Source organism: Tropicibacter oceani, from assembly GCF_029958925.1.
Classification (GTDB): Bacteria; Pseudomonadota; Alphaproteobacteria; order Rhodobacterales; family Rhodobacteraceae; genus Pacificoceanicola; species Pacificoceanicola oceani.
The window spans coordinates 553,625-571,382 of sequence record NZ_CP124616.1; the positions used below are offsets into that span (position 1 = coordinate 553,625).

Consider the following 17,758-nt stretch of genomic DNA (forward strand, 5'->3'; position numbering starts at 1 on the left):
GACACAAGTCCCGCCTGTGCCGCGATGCCATTAACCATGTCCCGTACCTTTGGGGCCACACATGCAAAAAATACAAGCCCCCCTGCCAAGCTGTTTGCCAGTTGACTATGGCCAAAGCATGGTCCGGGCTGGAATAGTCAAGGGCATCTGCTTTCGGGGGAAAGCCGGTCCACGCTGCCCTACCACAGGACAAACGCAAGGTGTCGCAAAAGCTGCGTATCGGTTATCTGGTGCCCCAATTCCCGGGGCAAACCCACATCTTCTTCTGGCGCGAGATCCTCGCGCTGGAGGCGATGGGGCACGAAGTGCATGTGCTGTCCACGCGCAAGCCTCCGTCCGGGTTGATCGCGCATGACTGGTCCGATGATGCGATCCTGCGGACGACCTACCTGGGATCGATCGACCCGGTTGCCACGGTCGTGGGGTTGGTCCGGCTGATTTCAGCCGGGTTGCCGCGCTGGATCGCGCAGGAAGGCGCGGGATTTGCCCGCGATGCCGCCGTTTCGCTGGGCGCTGCGCAGCACCTTGTTGCCTATGCCAAAAAGCACCAGCTGGATCACGTTCACGCGCATTCCTGTGGCCGCGCCGCATTGGTCGCGGCCTTTGCCCATCATCTTGGCGGGCCGCCCTATTCGATCACCCTGCACGGGCCGCTGTCGGACTATGGCACCGGGCAACGTTTCAAATGGTCGGGCGCGAAATTCGCGACCATCATCACCCACAAGCTGCTGCACGAGGTGCAGGAGGCCTTGGAAGGCGCGCTTCCCGAACGGCTGGTGGTGCGGCCGATGGGTGTGGACACGAAAATGCTGTCCCGCGACACCCCTTATGTCCCACCGGAAAAGGGCCGTCCGGTGCGGCTGTTTTCCTGTGGGCGTCTGAACATCGTCAAGGGCCACCAGGACCTGATGAGCGCGGTGCGCCAGTTGATCGATCAGGGCGTCGACGTGCGGCTTGAAATCGCCGGAGAGGATGACGCCGGTGGATCAGGCTATCGCCAGGAACTTGAGGCGCATCTGAAAAAGCTGCGGCTTCAGGATCATGTCAAACTGCTGGGCGCGATCGACGCTGGGGCGGTGCGCGAAAAGCTCAAAGAGGCGCATATCTTTGCGCTGGCATCCTGGCACGAACCGCTGGGCGTCGCCTATATGGAGGCGATGTCGATGGGGGTGCCGGTCATCGGTACTGATGCGGGCGGTGTGCCGGAACTGATCCGGGACGGCACGCATGGCTATCTGGTGCCGCCCAAGAACCCAGGCGCATTGGCACGCACCATCCGGGGGCTGGCCACCGACCCAGACGCCCTGTTGCGCCTGTCGGAAACCGGCCGCGCCCATGTCGAAGAAAACTTTCGCGCTGCCCTGGGCGCCGAAACCCTGATCGACGAAATCCAGCGTTAGAACTCTGCCTCGGGAAAGACCGATGTGATCGCATCTTCAAAGACCAGCTCTTCGATGCCGGTCATGCGGATCACCCCGTCAGGCCCCGTCGCCAAAAGCTGGCGGCCCGCGCGGTCAAAGCGGTAATCGCCGCGCGCACCAGGCAGCACAGCGCGGTCCCGGCCGGTTCCACCGTTCAGCACGTCCGCCCCGCCAGACACCACCAGCGTATCGTCCCCCGGCCCCGCAATCAGGATATCGTCCTGGCTGGTGCCTTGCAGGCGTTGGTTGCCGGTGTCCGCGATCCGCGTGATGCCATTGGCAAAGACCGAAGGCGGGCGCGGGTCCCAATCGCTGGGCGCCGAGGCGTTGAAGGCCATCAGCATGTCCCAGCGCGGGTTCTGGTCATCAAGGTGCCGCAACGCGCCCCAGCTGCCCCATTTGGTGGCCGGCGCCACGTCGACAAAGGCATTGAACAGGGTGCCGCCGGCATTCACCCAGCCGCTCAGCAACAGTTCATACAGCTTGGCCATTTCCGGGGTATAGCTGAACGCGGTGAAAAAGTCGGTCAGGCGGTCGTCGTTCACCTGGTCGCCATGCGCGGTGACGTGGCTGCCGCCCTCGTACATGACCAGCCTCAGCCCGGCCTTGCGCGCCGAACCGGCGTGATAGGGGAACACCTCGTCGATCAGCTCGCGCAGCGACCCTTCTTCCAGGGCCAGGGTGACCGGGGCAATCGCCGCCTCGAACCGGGCCTGTTTGACGAATTCGCGCAGGGCAACGCGGCGCAGGCCCTGGGCCTCGCCGGCCTTGGTGGCGATCTGTTCCGAGGCGTCGAGCCATTCGTTCATGCGTTGCGCCATTTCCGGCCCGCCCATTTCATACCCGAAATAGCCGGTCACGGCGTAGGCGTCGAAACTGTCCTGCGGCGGGCGGCCCAGTTGCAGGAACGCCAGCGGCGCCATCAGGATGCTTTCCTCAAGCCCTGGCCATCCGGTGTGCGTGGACACGACCCGCACCAGCCGGTCGGCGGCCTCGTCCGCAAAGACATCGGACCAGATGTCCATGACCTGCGCGGCGCGCAGGCCGTAGAACTGCATCCAGCCGGATTCGGACGGACCCCAAAGCGCCTCGGCCTGGGCGGCGGACCATCCGGCCTGCGGAAAGATGAAGTTCCAGACCTCGTTCGAGTATTCCACATGCGCCTTCAATTCCGGGTCAAGCTGTGCCTTGACCAACGCGGCAAAGTTGCGGACGTAGTCGTCGTCGGCCATGTGGGGCATGGTGAACCAGGGGTCGGCGCCGATCTGGTTGGCCAGGCGGATCATCACTTCGGCGGGAACGCCCCAGACGCTCCAGCTGGCGTCGGTCATCTGCGGGCGGTCCTGCCATGACGTGATGGTCGACCCGTTGGTCATCATCCAGTCCATGAAGCGGATCGAACGCAGGTCTTCGATCCGGGCGATCCAATCGGGGTTGAAGATCACGCCCGCCTCGAACAGCGGCAGGTTGCCTTGTTTCACGATATGGATGTCGCGGATCGGATCGGACGGGTCGATCTGGGTGATCGAAATGCCCACCAGCCCTTCGCCCGGCTCGTAGAAAAAGCCGATTTGACCGTCGTCATAGCGCACCCGCTTGGCCCGCCCGGTCAGCTTGATCGCGCCTTTGCCCTTGTACAGCAGAACATAGTCGCCGCGCAGGTGCTGTGCCTGTTCGGGCTGATCGGTCAACAGCACCGCTTCGAGCGCCTCGGCGCCCTCGGGCAGGCTGAGCGGCCATCCGTCGGGGCCGATGTGCCCTTCGGCCCGCAGCGCTTCGGAGGTGAAGGCCCCCCAGGTGCCATCGGCATGGCCCACCCAGTCCCGGGCAGTTTTCATCAAGTCGACAAAGGGATGTTGCGTGGACCAGTCGGCAATGCCGTTCAGCCCCATACCCAAGGCGGGGTTGCCATCGGGCCTGATGCCGCTAGGCGGCAACACGACGGGCTGACGGGCGGGTAGATCTGCCGCCACGGCGGCCTGCGCGACCGCCTCGGGCGCGGGCTGAGGGGCGGCGGCGCGGGCTTTTGTTTCCGGCATGGCCTGCCAGATCGCGGCGGCGATCTGCGGATACTGGGCCACCACTTCGGGATGCAAGCGTGCGGGCGGGCGCCAGTCCGACGGGGGCGGCGCGTCATACAGGGCGGCATAGCTGACCATCGCCGCCAGAAGATACAGCGCCTCGGTGCCGTGGGGCGCATCATCGACATAAAAGGCGCGGGCCGGCAGCCCGTGCAAAAGACCCCCTTCGCCCATCAGCCCTGAAAGGATCGCCGCAACCGGGATCAGCGTCACCGTCGTGTCGGGCCGCGCCTGGGAAAGGCCCTGAACAAGATCCTGATACCAGCGGTGATAATCGCCCTGATTGAAGGCGTGATAGCGGTCCAGCGCATCGGCATCCGGGGGGAAACCACCGGTCACGCCGGCCATCTCGGCCCAGCCTTCATAAAGGAAAATCCGCGATCCGGGACTTTGACCGGCAATCCAGTCGGTCAGGCGCAGCATCGCCCCCAGGGGGCTTTCGCCGGTCGGGTTGTCGCCGTCATAGGGCACGTCGGGCAGCTGGTACTGGATGAAATTGGCCGGGGTGATCATCACCGCATCGAACCGTCCGGCGGCAAAGTCAGTGTCTGGCGACCAGGCGCCCTTGACCCCGGGAAAGGACCAGTTCGCCGTAGGCGGCAAACCGTCGGCAAAGTTGCGCAGAAACCCCCACTGCCCATCCACGGCAAAGCTGCGCCCATCCGCCTTGGCCATTTCGTTCAGCCAATGCGCGATGTTGGTGTGATCGGATTGTTCGCTGAGGTGATTGACCAGCGAATTTCCAAAGACATACAGGCGTGTGCCTGCCTCGCCGGTTCTGTCATCCTGAGCGGCGGCCAGCATTGGCATCAAAGCCAGCGTTGCCGCCCATAGCATCCTGCGCAACATATCTTTGCCCTGTTTCCTGCCTTTTGCGCAATATGCAGCAAGCCGGGGATCGGGCAAAGCCCCGCCTTGAAAACAGGCCGAAAATTGCGGGTTTTCTTTTAGGAATTGCGCCGTATAGTGACGCTCATGATGATGAATGGCCACATATCCGCACCTGCGCTTTTTCGCGCGCCGCTTGCGCTTGGCCTGGCTCTTCTCCTAACACGCCTCTGAGCGTGCCGTCACGGCGCGTCCGCTCAGAGGAGTTGTGTATCGCGCCACGTGCAACGGAGAAGACAAGAGAGTTCCTGACATGACCACGACTGAAAAAGACGCATCCCCCAAGGCGAACAAAGACCGCGTGTTGATTTTCGACACGACCCTGCGCGACGGCGAACAAAGCCCCGGCGCCACCATGACCCATGACGAAAAGCTCGAGATTGCCGAGCTGCTGGATGACATGGGCGTGGATATCATCGAGGCCGGTTTTCCCATCGCCTCAGAGGGCGATTTCCGTGCGGTGAAAGAGATTGCAGAACGGTCGAAGGATGCCGTGATCTGCGGCCTTGCCCGCGCGCAATTGCCCGACATCGACCGCTGCTATGAGGCAGTCAAACATGCCAGGCAGCCGCGCATCCACACCTTTATCGGCACCTCGCCGCTGCACCGCGCCATTCCGAACCTGACCATGGACGAAATGGCCGATCGCATCCACGAAACGGTGACCCACGCCCGCAACCTGTGCGACAACGTGCAGTGGTCACCGATGGATGCGACGCGGACCGAATGGGATTACCTGTGCCGGGTGATCGAGATCGCCATCAAGGCGGGCGCCAGCACGATCAACATTCCCGACACCGTTGGCTATACCGCCCCGCGCGAAAGCGCCGACCTGATCCGCCGGTTGATCGAAACCGTGCCGGGGGCCGATGACGTCGTGTTTGCCACCCATTGTCACAACGACCTTGGCATGGCGACGGCCAACGCCCTTGCCGCCGTCGAAGGCGGCGCGCGCCAGATCGAATGCACGATCAATGGCCTTGGCGAACGCGCCGGCAATACCGCGCTGGAAGAGGTCGTGATGGCCCTGAAGGTGCGCGGCGACATCATGCCGTTCTCGACGCGCATCGACACGAAAAAGATCATGCACATCTCGCGCCGGGTTTCGACGGTGTCGGGCTTTCCCGTGCAGTTCAACAAGGCGATCGTCGGCAAGAACGCCTTTGCCCACGAAAGCGGCATCCACCAGGACGGCATGCTGAAGAACGCCGAAACCTTTGAAATCATGCGCCCCGAAGACGTCGGCCTTGCCGGAACTTCTTTGCCGTTGGGCAAACACTCGGGCCGGGCGGCCTTGCGCGCCAAGCTCAAGGACCTTGGGGTCGAGGTGGGGGACAACCAGCTCAAGGACATCTTTGTCCGATTCAAGGACCTGGCCGACCGCAAGAAAGAGGTGTTCGACGACGACATCCTTGCGCTTGTCTCGGCCACCACGGAAAGCGCGGATGCGATCCAACTGGTCAACCTGCGCGTGGTTTGCGGCACCGGCGGTCCCGCCAAGGCCGAGATCGAGCTTGAAATCGACGGCAAGGACCTGAGCGCGGAATGCGAAGGGGACGGGCCGGTGGATGCGGCCTTCAAGGCGGTGCGCGAATTGCACCCGAACAAGGCCCGGCTTCAGCTGTACCAGGTGAACGCCGTGACCGCGGGGACGGATGCGCAGGCAACCGTGTCTGTCCGGCTGGAGGAAGATGGCGTGATCGCAACCGGGCAATCGGCCGATACGGACACGGTGGTTGCCTCGGTTCTGGCCTATATCCAGGCGCTGAACCGGCTGATCGTCCGCCGGTCCAAGGTGGGTCCTGGCGCCGATGCGCGCGAGATCAGCTACAAGGATACCTGACGGTTAAGGTAGGACGGGTCTGGACTCATCCTACCCTCCATACCTGCCATCCGGCACCGGTTGAAATTGCAACGCAGCAATCGAACCGGTGTCCAGATCCCTTTGCAGCGAAGATTGTGGCCAGTCCTCGGCGCGCACCACCAGTCCGCGCCGAACCAGAACCGCCAGCAACCGGGCAGATGCCTGTCCAGACCGGCGACAGGCCGTCATCCCGCAAAGACAGACCACCAAGGTTGCCGATGGCGGGATGGGCCGCGCCCCGTCCCCCGGTCTCAGGATTTTTTGACGAACTTCGTCAGGATCACGATCTTTTGCCCCTCGACCCGGCCCGAGATATGCTCGGCGTTGTCCGGCTCAAGCGATATCTTGCGGACCGCCGTGCCCTGCTTTGCGGTGAACCCGGCCCCCTTGACCGGTAGCGCCTTGATCAGGGTCACGGTATCGCCATTGCTCAGCACCGTTCCGTTCACATCCCGGTGCACCAGATCGTTGCCCGAAGGCAGACCCGATATCGCCCAGTCCAGAACCTCCGGTTCAAGATAGGCGATGTCGAGCAGATCATTCGCCCAAAGGGCGTCCAGCCGCTTCAAAAGCCGCCATGCGACGACTTGTTCCGCGGGAACCGTGCTCCAGATCGCGTCGTTCAGGCATTGCCAGTGGGGACCATCTGTCGGGCCGTTTGCCAGACCATCGGCGCAGACAGCGCAAAGCGCAACGGTTTCATCCCTGGGAGTGACGGCGACATCCGTGGCATCATCGGCTTTGCACAGCGCACAACAAGTCATGTTTCAAACCCCCTGACAGACCTGTGCCCGGTAAACCGTTTCACGCCGCCGGTGTCCATGCGTCCATTGGCGCCCGCCCTTCAAAAAAGCAGTCTGACCACCAAGGGGGCCACAAGCGCGGTCAGAACCGCGTTCAGCCCCATGCCGATCCCGGAAAACGCCCCCGCAGTTTCATTGACGCGAAAAGCATGGGCCGTGCCGATGCCATGCGCCGCGACGCCCACCGCAAACCCCCGCGCCCGCCAGTCCGTGATCCCAAGCAGGTTGAGCATGGGCGTTGCGACGATGGCCCCTGTGATCCCGGTCAGGATCACCAGCACGGCGGTCAGGCTGGGCTGGCCGCCGATGGCCTCGGAAACACCCAGCGCCACGGGTGCGGTCGCCGATTTGGGGGCCAGCGACAGCAGCGCCCCGCCCCGCACCCCCAGCGCCCATGCGATGCCCAGCGCCGACAGGATCGCGGTCAACGATCCCGCAAAAAGCGCCGCGATCATCGGAAGCAGGCTTTGCCTGACCCGGCCCAGGTTGAAATAGAGCGGCAAGGCCAGCGCGACCGTAGCCGGCCCCAACATGAAGTGCACGAACTTGGCACCGTTGAAATAGGCCGCATAGGGCGTCGACGTCACCTTGAGGATCAAGGCCAGAAGGATGACGGAAATCAGGACGGGATTGGCCAGGGCATGCCGCCCCAAGGCCTCGGACAGGCAGTCTGCGATGACATAGGCGGCAAGCGTCAGGGTCAGCCACAGCAGCGGCTCTTGCGCGAGATAGCTCCAAAGCGCCACGGCCTCAGACATCGCGGCCTCCGGTCAGACGCGCCACCAGCAAAAAGGCCCCGACCCCTGCAAGGATCGCCAGAACCGTGCTGGCGATCAGCGCGACGATCAGCCCGGCGCCGTCCCGACCAAAGGTGTCCAGATGGGCAACCACGCCGACCCCGGCCGGAACGAACAGCAACGATAAATGCCCCAACAGGCCGGTCACCGTCGCGCGCATGTACTCGGCCAGCCGCGGGACCATGACAAGCGTCAGGAATAGGCCAGCCAGACCAAGGACAGGACCCGGTACAGACATCCCAAGGCCCCGCGACAGGCTTTCTCCGGCCAGTTGGAACAGCAGAAGAACCGTCAGGACCCGGATCATCGCCACAAGATCAGATCACTGCATCGCCGGAACAACCTGATCCGGCGGGCGGTGACCATCGGCAAAGGTCTTGATGTTGATGATGACCTTTTCACCCATTTCGGTGCGGCCTTCGGCCGTTGCCGACCCCATGTGCGGCAACATCACCACGTTCGGCATGTTGCGCAATTCGGGGTTGCCCTTGATGCCGTGTTCGTAAACGTCCAGACCGGCGCCCGCCAGTTCCCCGGCCTTTAGCATCCGGGTCAGGGCGTTTTCGTCCAGAACCTCTCCGCGCGATGTGTTGATGATCACCGCCGAGGGTTTCATCAGCTTCAACCGCCGGGCGTTCAACAGGTGATAGGTGCTTGGCGTATGCGGGCAGTTGACGCTGAGGATGTCCATCCGGGCAACCATCTGGTCAAGGCTTTCCCAATATGTCGCCTCAAGCGCGCCTTCCACCTCGGGGCGCAGGCGGCGGCGGTTGTGATAGTGGATCTGCATTCCGAAAGCCGCGGCGCGGCGGGCAACGGCCTGTCCGATGCGGCCCATGCCCAGAATGCCCAGCCGTTTGCCGCCCAACCGGGTGCCAAGAAAGGCGGTCGGCGCCCAGCCTTGCCATTCTCCGGCCTGCATGACGGTCAACCCTTCCTGGATGCGGCGCGTGACGCCCAGCATCAGGGCCATGACCATGTCGGCGGTATCGTCGGTCACCACACCCGGCGTATTGGACACAAGGATGCCCCGCTGCCGCGCCGTGGCTACGTCGATATGGTCGAACCCCGCGCCATAGTTGGCAATCAGCTTGAGGTTTTCACCCGCCTGGCCGATCAGCCCCGCGTCGATCACATCGGTGACCGTCGGCACCAGAACATCCGCGCTTTGCATCGCGTCGACCAGTTCGCCCCGCGTCATGGGCGTGTCATCGTCGCGCAACCTGACATCGAAAAGTTCGGTCAGGCGCGTTTCGACCACTTCGGGCAGGCGTCGCGTCACAACAACACTCAGACGTTTTGATGGCATCCCGGCTCTCCCTTGCTTTTCCCGACTAGGGGCTTGTGGCACAGTGCGTCAAAGGCTTTTGGGGCGCAAGAACCCCACCTCAATAATATCGGGCGGATCAGGAAAATGATCAGGAAAATCGGGGGTTTTGCCCTTAGTTTGTTGCTGTTGGCCAGCGTCGCTGTGGCCGAAGATCGCGGCCCCGTGACGAACCTTCCCTTGCCGCGTTTCGTGTCGATGAAAGCGCAGGAAGGCAACGCACGGCGCGGCCCGTCGCTGACCCACCGGATCGACTGGGTCTATACGCGCCGCAACATGCCGCTTGAGATCACCGCCGAGCATGGGCACTGGCGCCGGGTGCGCGACCGCGATGGCGCGGGTGGCTGGGTGCATTATTCGCTGCTGTCCGGCGTGCGCACCGTTCTGGTGGAACAGGACATGCTGCAACTGCACCTGCGGGCCGACAACGACAGCCCCGTCACCGCGATCCTGGAATTGGGCGTCATTGCGCAGCTGGGCAGCTGCGATAAAACCTGGTGCGAGCTGACCGCCGGCGGCTATGGGGGCTGGGCCCCCAAGACCGCACTATGGGGCGTCGGGCCGGACGAAACCCGCGAATAGGCGGGGGCCGGGTCAGGCGGCCTCGAACATCAGGATGGCCGCCTCGGAACTGGACAGGTTGCGCCGCGCGTAGGCTCCGTAAAGATGCGGATTGTCGGCGATGCCTGGCTGGATCTGCAACAGGCGGCGGCGGTCGTCCTCGGAAATCGTGGTCAGCGCAGTGTTCGCCGGGTGGAAGCTTTCGGTTTCGACACCATTGGCAAAGACCACTTCGTGGCGTGGCAACATCAGGTGCACATAGGTCACCTCGCGCGCTTTGGTGTCCAGGACAACGCTGTGACCATTCACCAGATCACGCGCGGCGACCAGAACCTCGGAGGTGTTGAACAGCGCCCGGGCGACGGCGCCCTGCACCAGCATCCTGTGTTCGGGTGACACAAGGAATTCCTGGTCGGGTCGTTCGATGCCAAAGGCCCCGGCGCGGATCCGGATCGGGCGCAACCGCGGCATGGCGAACAGGCGCGCGCCGGTCATGTGACGGCTGCCGATCCATTGCACGGGCTGTGCGCCGCTGTCCTTGGTCTGTACCAGATCGCCAACCCGCAGGTCTTCGACGCGGGTCTGGCCATCGGGCGTGCGGATCCAGGTGCCCGGCGTGAAACAGATCACGCCGCCGGCCTGTTCACCCGATGCGGGATCGCGCATCAATTCCATGGTATGATGGACGACCCAAAGGTCGCGCGCCGTTGGCGGCATTTCATCAAGGAACATCAGCAGGGGCGGCGCGCCGTTGCTGACCTCGATCACGGTGACCGTGTAGCTTTTCAGACCGTCCGTGACGACAAAGCTGCTGTCTGTCAGGGGGTGTTCGACCTCGACATCCGAAATGTCCGGTTTGTGGGTGATTGCCGCGCCAACCAGCCGCCGCACCATACGTGCGGCGCGTTTGCGCAAATGTGCTTCGCCTGTCGCCTGATCAAGCTGCAGGATCGACGAAGGACCGTCGACCCGAACAGCCTCGCCCTGCCAGGACCATGTGGCCCCGACCGACAAGGACGACGGAGGTGCGGCCTTGAGACCGTCTATATCCGTCTGTGACCAAGAGATGACGAACGTGCCTCGATAGCCCGTTCCCATGCCTGTCTGCCTGCCTAGTTTTGTTTCTTATATTTTTTCGCAGATTAGCGGAAATCCGCTGGGCCGGGAACCCTTGATGGACGTAACGTCAGGCGCAAGGGGGACAGATGCCCCCCAAGGCGTGTCAATTGAGTCACAGATCAGGCCGCAGATGTGCCTGCACCGCCGCGCCCGATCCCGTCGTATGCGGTGAATCCGGCGTTTTTGGCGTCGTCGCGGTCGTAGATGTTGCGCAGGTCGGCCATGTGGGGGGTGGTCATGCTGCTGGCCAGGCGGGGCAGGTCAAGGGCGCGGAATTCGTTCCATTCCGTCAGGATCACCAACAGGTCAGCCCCGCGCGCAGCGGCGTAGGGGTCTTCGATCCAGTCGACGCCGGGCAGCAGGTGCTCGCCTTCGCGGCGGCCTTGCGGATCGCAGGCGCGCACAACCGCCCCACCACCCACCAGCGCCGGCACGATCGTCAGCGACGGCGCGTCGCGCATGTCGTCGGTGTTCGGCTTGAAGGTCACGCCCAGCACCGCCACCGTCTTGCCGTTGAAGCTGCCGCCGCACAGGTCCAGCAGCTTGTCGATCATCCGGCGCTTGACCTCTTCGTTGACCTTGATCACCGTCTCGACGATGGAAATCGGCGTCGCGTGTTCCTGGCCGATACGGGCCAACGCCTTGGTATCCTTGGGGAAACACGACCCGCCATAGCCCGGGCCCGCATGCAGGAACTTGTTCCCGATGCGCCCGTCCATGCCCATGCCCTTGGACACCGATTTCACATCCGCGCCGACCTTTTCGCACAGCGCGGCGATTTCGTTGATGAAGGTGATCTTGGTCGCGAGGAACGCGTTCGCGGCGTATTTGATCATCTCGGCCGATTCCAGATCGGTGGTGACGATCGGGAAATCACGCAGGTACAGCGGGCGATAGATGTCTTCCATGACCTTGGCCGCGCGCTCGGTTTCGACGCCGACGACCACGCGGTCGGGCTTCATGAAATCGTCGATCGCGGCGCCTTCGCGCAGGAATTCGGGGTTGCTGGCGACGTCGAAATCAAGCGCCGGATTGGCGGCGGCGACGACCTCCTTGACCTTGCGGTTGGTGCCGACGGGGACGGTGGATTTGGTGACGATCACCACGTAATCCTTGGCCGTGCGGGCGATTTCCTCGGCGGCGGCCATGACATAGGTCAGGTCCGCGTGGCCATCCCCGCGCCGCGTCGGCGTGCCGACGGCGATGAACACCGCATCGGCGCCGTCGATGGCGCTGGCCAGGTCCAGCGTAAAGGACAGCCGGCCCGCCTCGACGTTCTTGTGCATCAGGGTATCAAGGCCGGGCTCGTAGATCGGCACCTGGCCGGCTTCGAGCATCTCGATCTTGCGCGGGTCCTTGTCGACGCAGACCACTTCGTGCCCGAAATCCGAAAAACACACGCCCGAAACAAGGCCAACGTAACCCGTGCCAATCATCGCTATCTTCATGGAATCCAGCCTTCCTCAAATACATTTGCGCCCGTAATGAGCCCCCAATTTCCAAAATGTCAACGCGATGGAAAAGCCACTCGTGTTCACCTTGGGTGCTAAGCCGCAAGGGAATTGCACGTTGCTTCGACTGGCGTAGTAGACTACATGCACGCGCGGACGACGATGACGCGGGCCAGGCCCCAAGGTCGTCCCGTCACCACGATCAAAACCTTTCATTGTTCCGCTTTGCCGGGGCAGCGTATTGAAGACCAACGTATTTCGGAGCCAGTGAAAATCATGAGTTCAGAGGAAAACGGGCAATCCGGACGCGACAGCATTGACCTTGTCGAGGTCCTCCGAATTTTCTGGCGCGGCAAATGGCTGATCGCGATCTTTGCGACAGGCTTTGCCTTGTTGGTCGGGTATTACGCGTTCAACGTGGCCCAGCCGCAATACGCGACCTCGGTCCGGCTGGCGCTGGAAGTGCGCAGCCAGCAGGTCGTCGATCTGGAAAGCGTCGTGTCCGGCGTATCGACCGAACAGGCCGCCATCAACACCGAGCTTGAGGTCATCACCTCGCGCGGGTTGCTGGAAAAGCTGGTTCAGGACCTGAACCTGACCGAAGACCCGGAATTCAACGTGTCGCTGCAGGATGACAGCGGCCTGTCGGTGTCCAAGATCAAGGTCTTTATCAAGGACCTGTTCGGGGTCGGCGGCCCCAAGGATCTGGAACCCAGCGACGAAGATACCCTGCTGGCAGTGACCGAAGCGATTTCCGGGTCGATCACCGCCAACGCGCAGCGCAACACCTACCTGCTGGAAATCCGGGTTTCGACGGGCGATCCGAAGAAATCGGCGCTGATCGCCAACCGCCTGGCACAGATCTATCTGGACGACCAGATCGCGATCAAGTTCGCGGCGACTGAATATGCCGTCAACTGGTTGTCCGAACGGGTTCAGGACCTTGAGCTGGAGCTGAAGCAGAAAGAGGATACCATCCGCGAACTGCGGGCCGAGACCGACCTGATCAGCCTTGAGGCGCTTGAGGCGATCAACGTCCGGTCCAAGGACATCCGCGAACGCCTGGCCGATGCGGAAATCGCCGTCACCGCGGCGCAGGCCCGTTTCGAAGACCTTTCCCTGCTGGCAGAGTCCGACGATCTGGCCGCCATCGAGGCCAAGCTGAACATGCCGGCGCTACGGCCCCTTCTGCGCGACGCCCAGCGCGGCGATGCCCAGGCGCTGCGCAGCTTTCGTGCGATGGTCACGGCCGCCGTGGATCAGGCACGCGACAACCTGGACCGCGCGACCTCGCAGCGCGACTCGCTCGAGACATCTTATCGGCGCATTCAAAGCGAGATCGACGAACAGAACACCGACCTTCTCAAGCTGAACCAGCTGGTGCGCGAGGCCGACGCCACCCGAGTTCTGTACGAAACCTTCCTTGCCCGTCTCAAGGAGACCTCGGTCCAGATCGGGCTGCAACAGGCCGACAGCCGCATCCTGTCCGAGGCCATTCCCGGCCGGCTGGTGGCGCCGCGCAAGACCCGGATGATCGCGATCGGGATCATCCTGGGCGGGCTTCTTGGCGCTGCCTTGTCGTTGCTGATGGATCTGCGCAAGAACGGGTTCCGTACCGCCGAAGACCTGGAAAAGACGACCGGCTATACCAGCCTTGCGCAAATCCCGCAGATGCCGATCAAGGACCGGTCCGGCCTTGTCACCTTTCTGCGTCAGAACCCGACCTCGGCCGCCGCCGAGGCCATTCGCAACCTGCGCACCTCGGTCTTGATGTCGAACATGGCGTCGCCGCCGCAGATCATCATGTCGACCTCGTCCATCCCGGGCGAAGGCAAGACGACCCAGGCGATCGCCCTGGCGCAGAACCTGTCGGGCATGAACAAGAAGGTGTTGTTGATCGAAGGGGACATCCGCCGCAACACGCTGTCCCAGTACTTTGGCAAGGAATCGCCCGCAGGGCTGGTTGCCGTCGTCATGGGAGACGCCTCGATCGAAGAGGCCGTGATGAAGGACGACCTGCTGGGCGCCGACATCCTGATGGGCGGCAAGTCCGAGATGAACGCGGCCGACCTGTTTTCGACCGAGATGTTCCGCCAGTTCCTGCTGAACATCCGAAACGTTTATGACTATGTCATCATCGACACGCCGCCCGTTCTGGTGGTGCCCGATGCGCGTATCATCGGCCCGCTGGTCGATGCGATCATCTATTCGGTGCACTGGGATCACACCCAGAAAATCCAGGTCAAGAACGGCCTGCGCGAACTGTCCTCGGTGGGGGTGCATGTGACCGGCCTGGTGCTGTCGCGGGTCGATCCCAAGGGCATGAAACGCTATGGCTATGGTGGGCGCTATGGGGCCTATTCGGGCTATGGCAATGCCTATTACGACACCTGAGGCAGACCACCGAACGCCCCTGTAAAACGACTTTAAGAGTTAAATTCGAGACTTCCACCGCAGGCCGGTTGGGAAGCCGAACATCATTTCCGACCGTTGTACCGGCGCCGCCCTGGCGTCGAGACAACGGCTGGATCCAAGCGCGCGTCCGCTTCCCTTTCAGACATCGTGTGTCCCGGCACAGGACCAAAACTGAAAGGTTGAAAATGGGAATTCTGAATTTCAAAGGCGCAAGCCTTGCGCAGGACGCGAACGGACAACCGGTGCCTTTTGCCGAAATGTTCGTCTATGGCGCGGGCAAGTCGACCTTGTCACCGGTGTTCGAGGACGAAGGCCTGACCATCATGAAGGCCAATCCAATCATCGCCGATGCCTTGGGCCGCTTTGATACGTCCTACCTGGTCGAAGGCGCCTACCGCGTGGTGATCCGCGCCGCGTCGGGCGAGGCGGCGCTGTCCGAACATGACGTCGTGGTCGAAACGTCGACCAACAATGGCAGTCTTTACAGTTTTAGTTCGGTTGCTGATCTGGAGTCGGATGAAACGTTGTTCTATTCGTCAGCGGCCAGCCAGTTCCGCGCGGTGCCGACGCGGATCATCGGTGTCTGCAATGGCGGCTTCAGCTATCGTATCGCGGCCGAGGACGCCGCCGATCACGACCTGACCACCGCAGGGGGCGTCAAGCTGTACGACCTGAAAAAGCGCAGCCCCCAGGCCGCCGGGTCTGCAGCCACCAACCCCGATGGCAAGATCGTCGAGATGGACGGGTTGCAGTACCAGGTCGACCAGAACGCAACCGGCGCCGCCAGCGCCACGCAGGACATCGGCATCGACGGGTTGAAACCCTTTGGCAAGGTGCGCGCGGCGCATTTCGGCGGGGATCTGCAGCGCGCGATCCACAACAGCGGGTCGGGCGAAATCCATCTGTCGGATGAAACGCTGACGATCGATTCACTGATCCTGAACCGCGATATTCGCATCATCGGCCAGGGCCGCCGCAAGTCCAAGCTGATCGTGACCGGCCACACCACCTATGACGGGGTAAAGGCCGGCATCGTGGCCAGCGGCAATGACGCCGCCGGGCTTGCCTCTCAGATGCGAATCAATGGCGTTGAAATCGACGTGCAAACCGCCGAGGCCGGCGTGGTCGGCGTTCTGGTCATGCGCAAGCTGCACATGGACGAGGTCTTTGTGCATGGCGCACCGCTGGACGGGATCAATTTCCGATCGGGCAATCCCAATCTGCAGGCGCCGTATTTTTGCGAATTCACCGGGGTCTGGTCAAAGGGCAACGGCCGTATGGGTCTGCGCCTGACCGAGAATTGCAACGCCAACCGGTTCGTCAACTGCCAGTTCGATGGCAATGCCGAACATGGCGTGCACCAGACGGTGCTGGGCCTCTCCGGGGTCAACCAGGCGGTCTATAACAACATCTTTCAGGGTGGACAGGCCAGCTATAACCAGATGCACGGGTTTTATTTCCAGAACGGGTCCGAGTGTTTCATCAACGGCACCTACGCGGAATACAATTCCCAGATCGACGGCGGGAACCCAAAAGTCGGGGTCTACAAGAACCTCAAGCTCAGCTCGGGCTTTGCCCGGGGGCAGTTCCACATGGGATCGCTGGGCACATCGACCAACCCCGAACAGACGCTGGGGCTGAACACCGTGACCAGCAACATGGTGTCGGTCGGCGGTCATGTCCTGACGCCGGCGTCAGGGCTGGAACTGGGGTATGCCAACGTCGGAACGGGGCGAAAGGTGGATTTCCATGGTGCGGGCGGGGCCAGCCACGCCATCAATTTCCACGAAGGCAATTCGATCATTGCGCGGCTGATCTATGACGGCGGCCCAAGTTCGCCCAACAACGAAGTCCGCATGGAGGTCACCAGCAACAACGGCGCCAACTGGTCCGTTCTTTGGCAGGGCCGGAACAACGGCAACCTGGGCTTTTTCAACAAGTCTCCGGTGCCGCAACAGTCGATTGCAGGCCCGGCGGTCGATGCTGCCTCGACGCAGGCGCTGACCAATTCGCTGCGCAGTGCGCTGTTGAACCTGGGGCTGGTCACCTGAAGGCACCCTCTGCCGATGGCAGGGGGGTCCATTCCTTGGCGGGGCGGCACCTTGGCGGGTGTCGCCCTTTGCTTTGGCCCAGCGCCGGAAATGCCGGTTGACTTTGCCCGCGCCCGGCGATGACCATCGCCCCTGATTGCGAGAGGGCAAGTATGATCACGAACAAGCTCATGGATATCTGGGACACGGGGCATCCGGTCCTGCACGGCTGGCTGTCGATCGGCAGCCCGTTTACCGCCGAAGTCATGGCCGAGCAGGGCTATGACGCGATCAGTGTCGATCTCCAGCATGGTGCGCTTGACTATTCGGACCTTCTGCCGATGTTTCAGGCCATGCGCGCCAGCGGCGTCGTTCTGGGCGCGCGGGTGCCCTGGCTGGACCCGGCGATGATCATGAAGGTGCTGGACGCGGGCGCCTTGCAGGTGATCTGCCCGATGATCAATACCGCCGAACAAGCGGCTGAATTCGTCAGTTACCTGCGTTATCCCCCCGCAGGGCAGCGCAGCTTTGGCCCCACCCGCGCGCAGTTTGCATTGGGCCCCGGGATCGCCGCCGAGGCGAATGCACAAGTGATCGGCTGGGCCATGGTCGAAACCCGCGAAGCCCTGCAGAACCTTGAGGCGATTGCCGCGACGCCGGGGCTGGACGGCATCTATGTCGGTCCGGCGGATCTGGCCATTTCGCTGTACGACGGCAGGCTTGCCCCTGCCTTTGACCGGGAGGACCCGGAATTCATCGAGGTTCTGCAAGGGATCGTGCGGACATGCCATGCGCACGGCATCAAGGCCGCCCTGCACTGCGGCACCCCGGACTATGCCGCGCGCGCCGTGACATGGGGCTATGACATGACCACCGTGGGCGGAGATTTTCGGCTGATGGCTGACGCGGCAGCGGCCAGCAACGCCCGGTTTCGTGCATTGACCGGCACAGGCACGGGATCCTGACGTGCAAATGAAAAAGGGCGGCCCAAAGACCGCCCT

The 17,758-nt window shown here is 62.7% G+C and carries 13 protein-coding genes; 6 read left to right on the plus strand and 7 right to left on the minus strand.

Annotation, left to right across the window (positions count from 1 at the left end; translation table 11 throughout):
- The first annotated feature begins 200 nt into the window (after window positions 1-200).
- Complete coding sequence (gene epsE, locus QF118_RS02660; RefSeq protein WP_282301101.1) at window positions 201-1,400, plus strand: exopolysaccharide biosynthesis GT4 family glycosyltransferase EpsE; 1,200 nt, start codon at window positions 201-203, stop codon at window positions 1,398-1,400.
- Here epsE and QF118_RS02665 read toward each other — a convergent pair.
- A complete protein-coding gene (locus QF118_RS02665; RefSeq protein ID WP_282301102.1) occupies window positions 1,397-4,351 on the minus strand; it encodes a calcium-binding protein in 2,955 nt (984 codons plus the stop codon). The genes epsE and QF118_RS02665 overlap by 4 nt on opposite strands.
- Before the next feature lie 292 nt (window positions 4,352-4,643).
- On the opposite strand from QF118_RS02665, the gene QF118_RS02670 reads away from it, so the two are divergent.
- Window positions 4,644-6,233: a 2-isopropylmalate synthase gene (locus QF118_RS02670; protein WP_282301103.1), complete on the plus strand. Its 1,590-nt coding sequence runs from the start codon at window positions 4,644-4,646 to the stop codon at window positions 6,231-6,233.
- 272 nt (window positions 6,234-6,505) lie between these two features.
- Here the strand turns inward: QF118_RS02670 and QF118_RS02675 are convergent, their stop codons facing one another.
- The 4 genes from QF118_RS02675 to QF118_RS02690 form a co-directional block, all read right to left on the minus strand.
- A complete protein-coding gene (locus QF118_RS02675) occupies window positions 6,506-7,018 on the minus strand; it encodes an alkylphosphonate utilization protein (RefSeq protein ID WP_282301104.1) in 513 nt (170 codons plus the stop codon).
- A gap of 80 nt (window positions 7,019-7,098) precedes the next feature.
- Window positions 7,099-7,815 carry an LrgB family protein gene (locus QF118_RS02680; protein ID WP_282301105.1) on the minus strand — a complete coding sequence of 239 codons (717 nt, stop codon included), beginning with the start codon at window positions 7,813-7,815 and terminating at the stop codon, window positions 7,099-7,101.
- Window positions 7,808-8,161: a CidA/LrgA family protein gene (locus QF118_RS02685; RefSeq protein ID WP_282301106.1), complete on the minus strand. Its 354-nt coding sequence runs from the start codon at window positions 8,159-8,161 to the stop codon at window positions 7,808-7,810. Before QF118_RS02685 ends, QF118_RS02680 begins: the two co-directional genes overlap by 8 nt.
- Window positions 8,162-8,176: 15 nt before the next feature.
- Entirely contained in the window at window positions 8,177-9,163 is a 987-nt protein-coding gene (locus QF118_RS02690; protein WP_282301107.1) for a 2-hydroxyacid dehydrogenase, read from the minus strand.
- Between the two features lie 105 nt (window positions 9,164-9,268).
- Between QF118_RS02690 and QF118_RS02695 the strand changes: the two genes are divergently transcribed.
- Window positions 9,269-9,763 carry an SH3 domain-containing protein gene (locus QF118_RS02695; RefSeq protein ID WP_282301108.1) on the plus strand — a complete coding sequence of 165 codons (495 nt, stop codon included), beginning with the start codon at window positions 9,269-9,271 and terminating at the stop codon, window positions 9,761-9,763.
- Between the two features lie 12 nt (window positions 9,764-9,775).
- Here the strand turns inward: QF118_RS02695 and QF118_RS02700 are convergent, their stop codons facing one another.
- Both QF118_RS02700 and QF118_RS02705 read right to left on the minus strand, forming a co-directional pair.
- Window positions 9,776-10,840 (minus strand): Hint domain-containing protein, encoded by a 1,065-nt coding sequence (locus QF118_RS02700; RefSeq protein ID WP_282301109.1) that lies wholly within the window; start codon window positions 10,838-10,840, stop codon window positions 9,776-9,778.
- Between the two features lie 140 nt (window positions 10,841-10,980).
- On the minus strand, window positions 10,981-12,309 hold the full coding sequence (locus QF118_RS02705; RefSeq protein WP_282301110.1) for a UDP-glucose dehydrogenase family protein: 1,329 nt from the start codon (window positions 12,307-12,309) through the stop codon (window positions 10,981-10,983).
- Between the two features lie 279 nt (window positions 12,310-12,588).
- On the opposite strand from QF118_RS02705, the gene QF118_RS02710 reads away from it, so the two are divergent.
- The 3 genes from QF118_RS02710 to QF118_RS02720 all read left to right on the plus strand — a co-directional run bounded on the left by QF118_RS02710 (window position 12,589) and on the right by QF118_RS02720 (window position 17,722).
- Window positions 12,589-14,706: a polysaccharide biosynthesis tyrosine autokinase gene (locus QF118_RS02710; protein WP_282301111.1), complete on the plus strand. Its 2,118-nt coding sequence runs from the start codon at window positions 12,589-12,591 to the stop codon at window positions 14,704-14,706.
- A 206-nt stretch (window positions 14,707-14,912) separates the two neighbouring features.
- Window positions 14,913-16,778, plus strand: coding sequence for a hypothetical protein (locus tag QF118_RS02715; protein ID WP_282301112.1), 1,866 nt, complete (start codon window positions 14,913-14,915; stop codon window positions 16,776-16,778).
- 152 nt (window positions 16,779-16,930) lie between these two features.
- Window positions 16,931-17,722 (plus strand): HpcH/HpaI aldolase family protein, encoded by a 792-nt coding sequence (locus QF118_RS02720; RefSeq protein WP_282301113.1) that lies wholly within the window; start codon window positions 16,931-16,933, stop codon window positions 17,720-17,722.
- The last annotated feature ends 36 nt before the right edge of the window (window positions 17,723-17,758 follow it).

Excerpts from the sequence above, each read along its gene's own strand:
- QF118_RS02680 (WP_282301105.1), bottom strand. The coding sequence starts at position 7,815 with ATGTCTGAGGCCGTGGCGCTTTGGAGCTATCTCGCGCAAGAGCCGCTG.
- QF118_RS02670 (WP_282301103.1), top strand. The coding sequence starts at position 4,644 with ATGACCACGACTGAAAAAGACGCATCCCCCAAGGCGAACAAAGACCGC.
- QF118_RS02685 (WP_282301106.1), bottom strand. The coding sequence starts at position 8,161 with ATGATCCGGGTCCTGACGGTTCTTCTGCTGTTCCAACTGGCCGGAGAA.
- QF118_RS02665 (WP_282301102.1), bottom strand. The coding sequence starts at position 4,351 with ATGTTGCGCAGGATGCTATGGGCGGCAACGCTGGCTTTGATGCCAATG.
- QF118_RS02720 (WP_282301113.1), top strand. The coding sequence starts at position 16,931 with ATGATCACGAACAAGCTCATGGATATCTGGGACACGGGGCATCCGGTC.
- QF118_RS02695 (WP_282301108.1), top strand. The coding sequence starts at position 9,269 with ATGATCAGGAAAATCGGGGGTTTTGCCCTTAGTTTGTTGCTGTTGGCC.
- QF118_RS02675 (WP_282301104.1), bottom strand. The coding sequence starts at position 7,018 with ATGACTTGTTGTGCGCTGTGCAAAGCCGATGATGCCACGGATGTCGCC.
- QF118_RS02690 (WP_282301107.1), bottom strand. The coding sequence starts at position 9,163 with ATGCCATCAAAACGTCTGAGTGTTGTTGTGACGCGACGCCTGCCCGAA.
- QF118_RS02705 (WP_282301110.1), bottom strand. The coding sequence starts at position 12,309 with ATGAAGATAGCGATGATTGGCACGGGTTACGTTGGCCTTGTTTCGGGC.
- QF118_RS02710 (WP_282301111.1), top strand. The coding sequence starts at position 12,589 with ATGAGTTCAGAGGAAAACGGGCAATCCGGACGCGACAGCATTGACCTT.
- QF118_RS02715 (WP_282301112.1), top strand. The coding sequence starts at position 14,913 with ATGGGAATTCTGAATTTCAAAGGCGCAAGCCTTGCGCAGGACGCGAAC.
- QF118_RS02700 (WP_282301109.1), bottom strand. The coding sequence starts at position 10,840 with ATGGGAACGGGCTATCGAGGCACGTTCGTCATCTCTTGGTCACAGACG.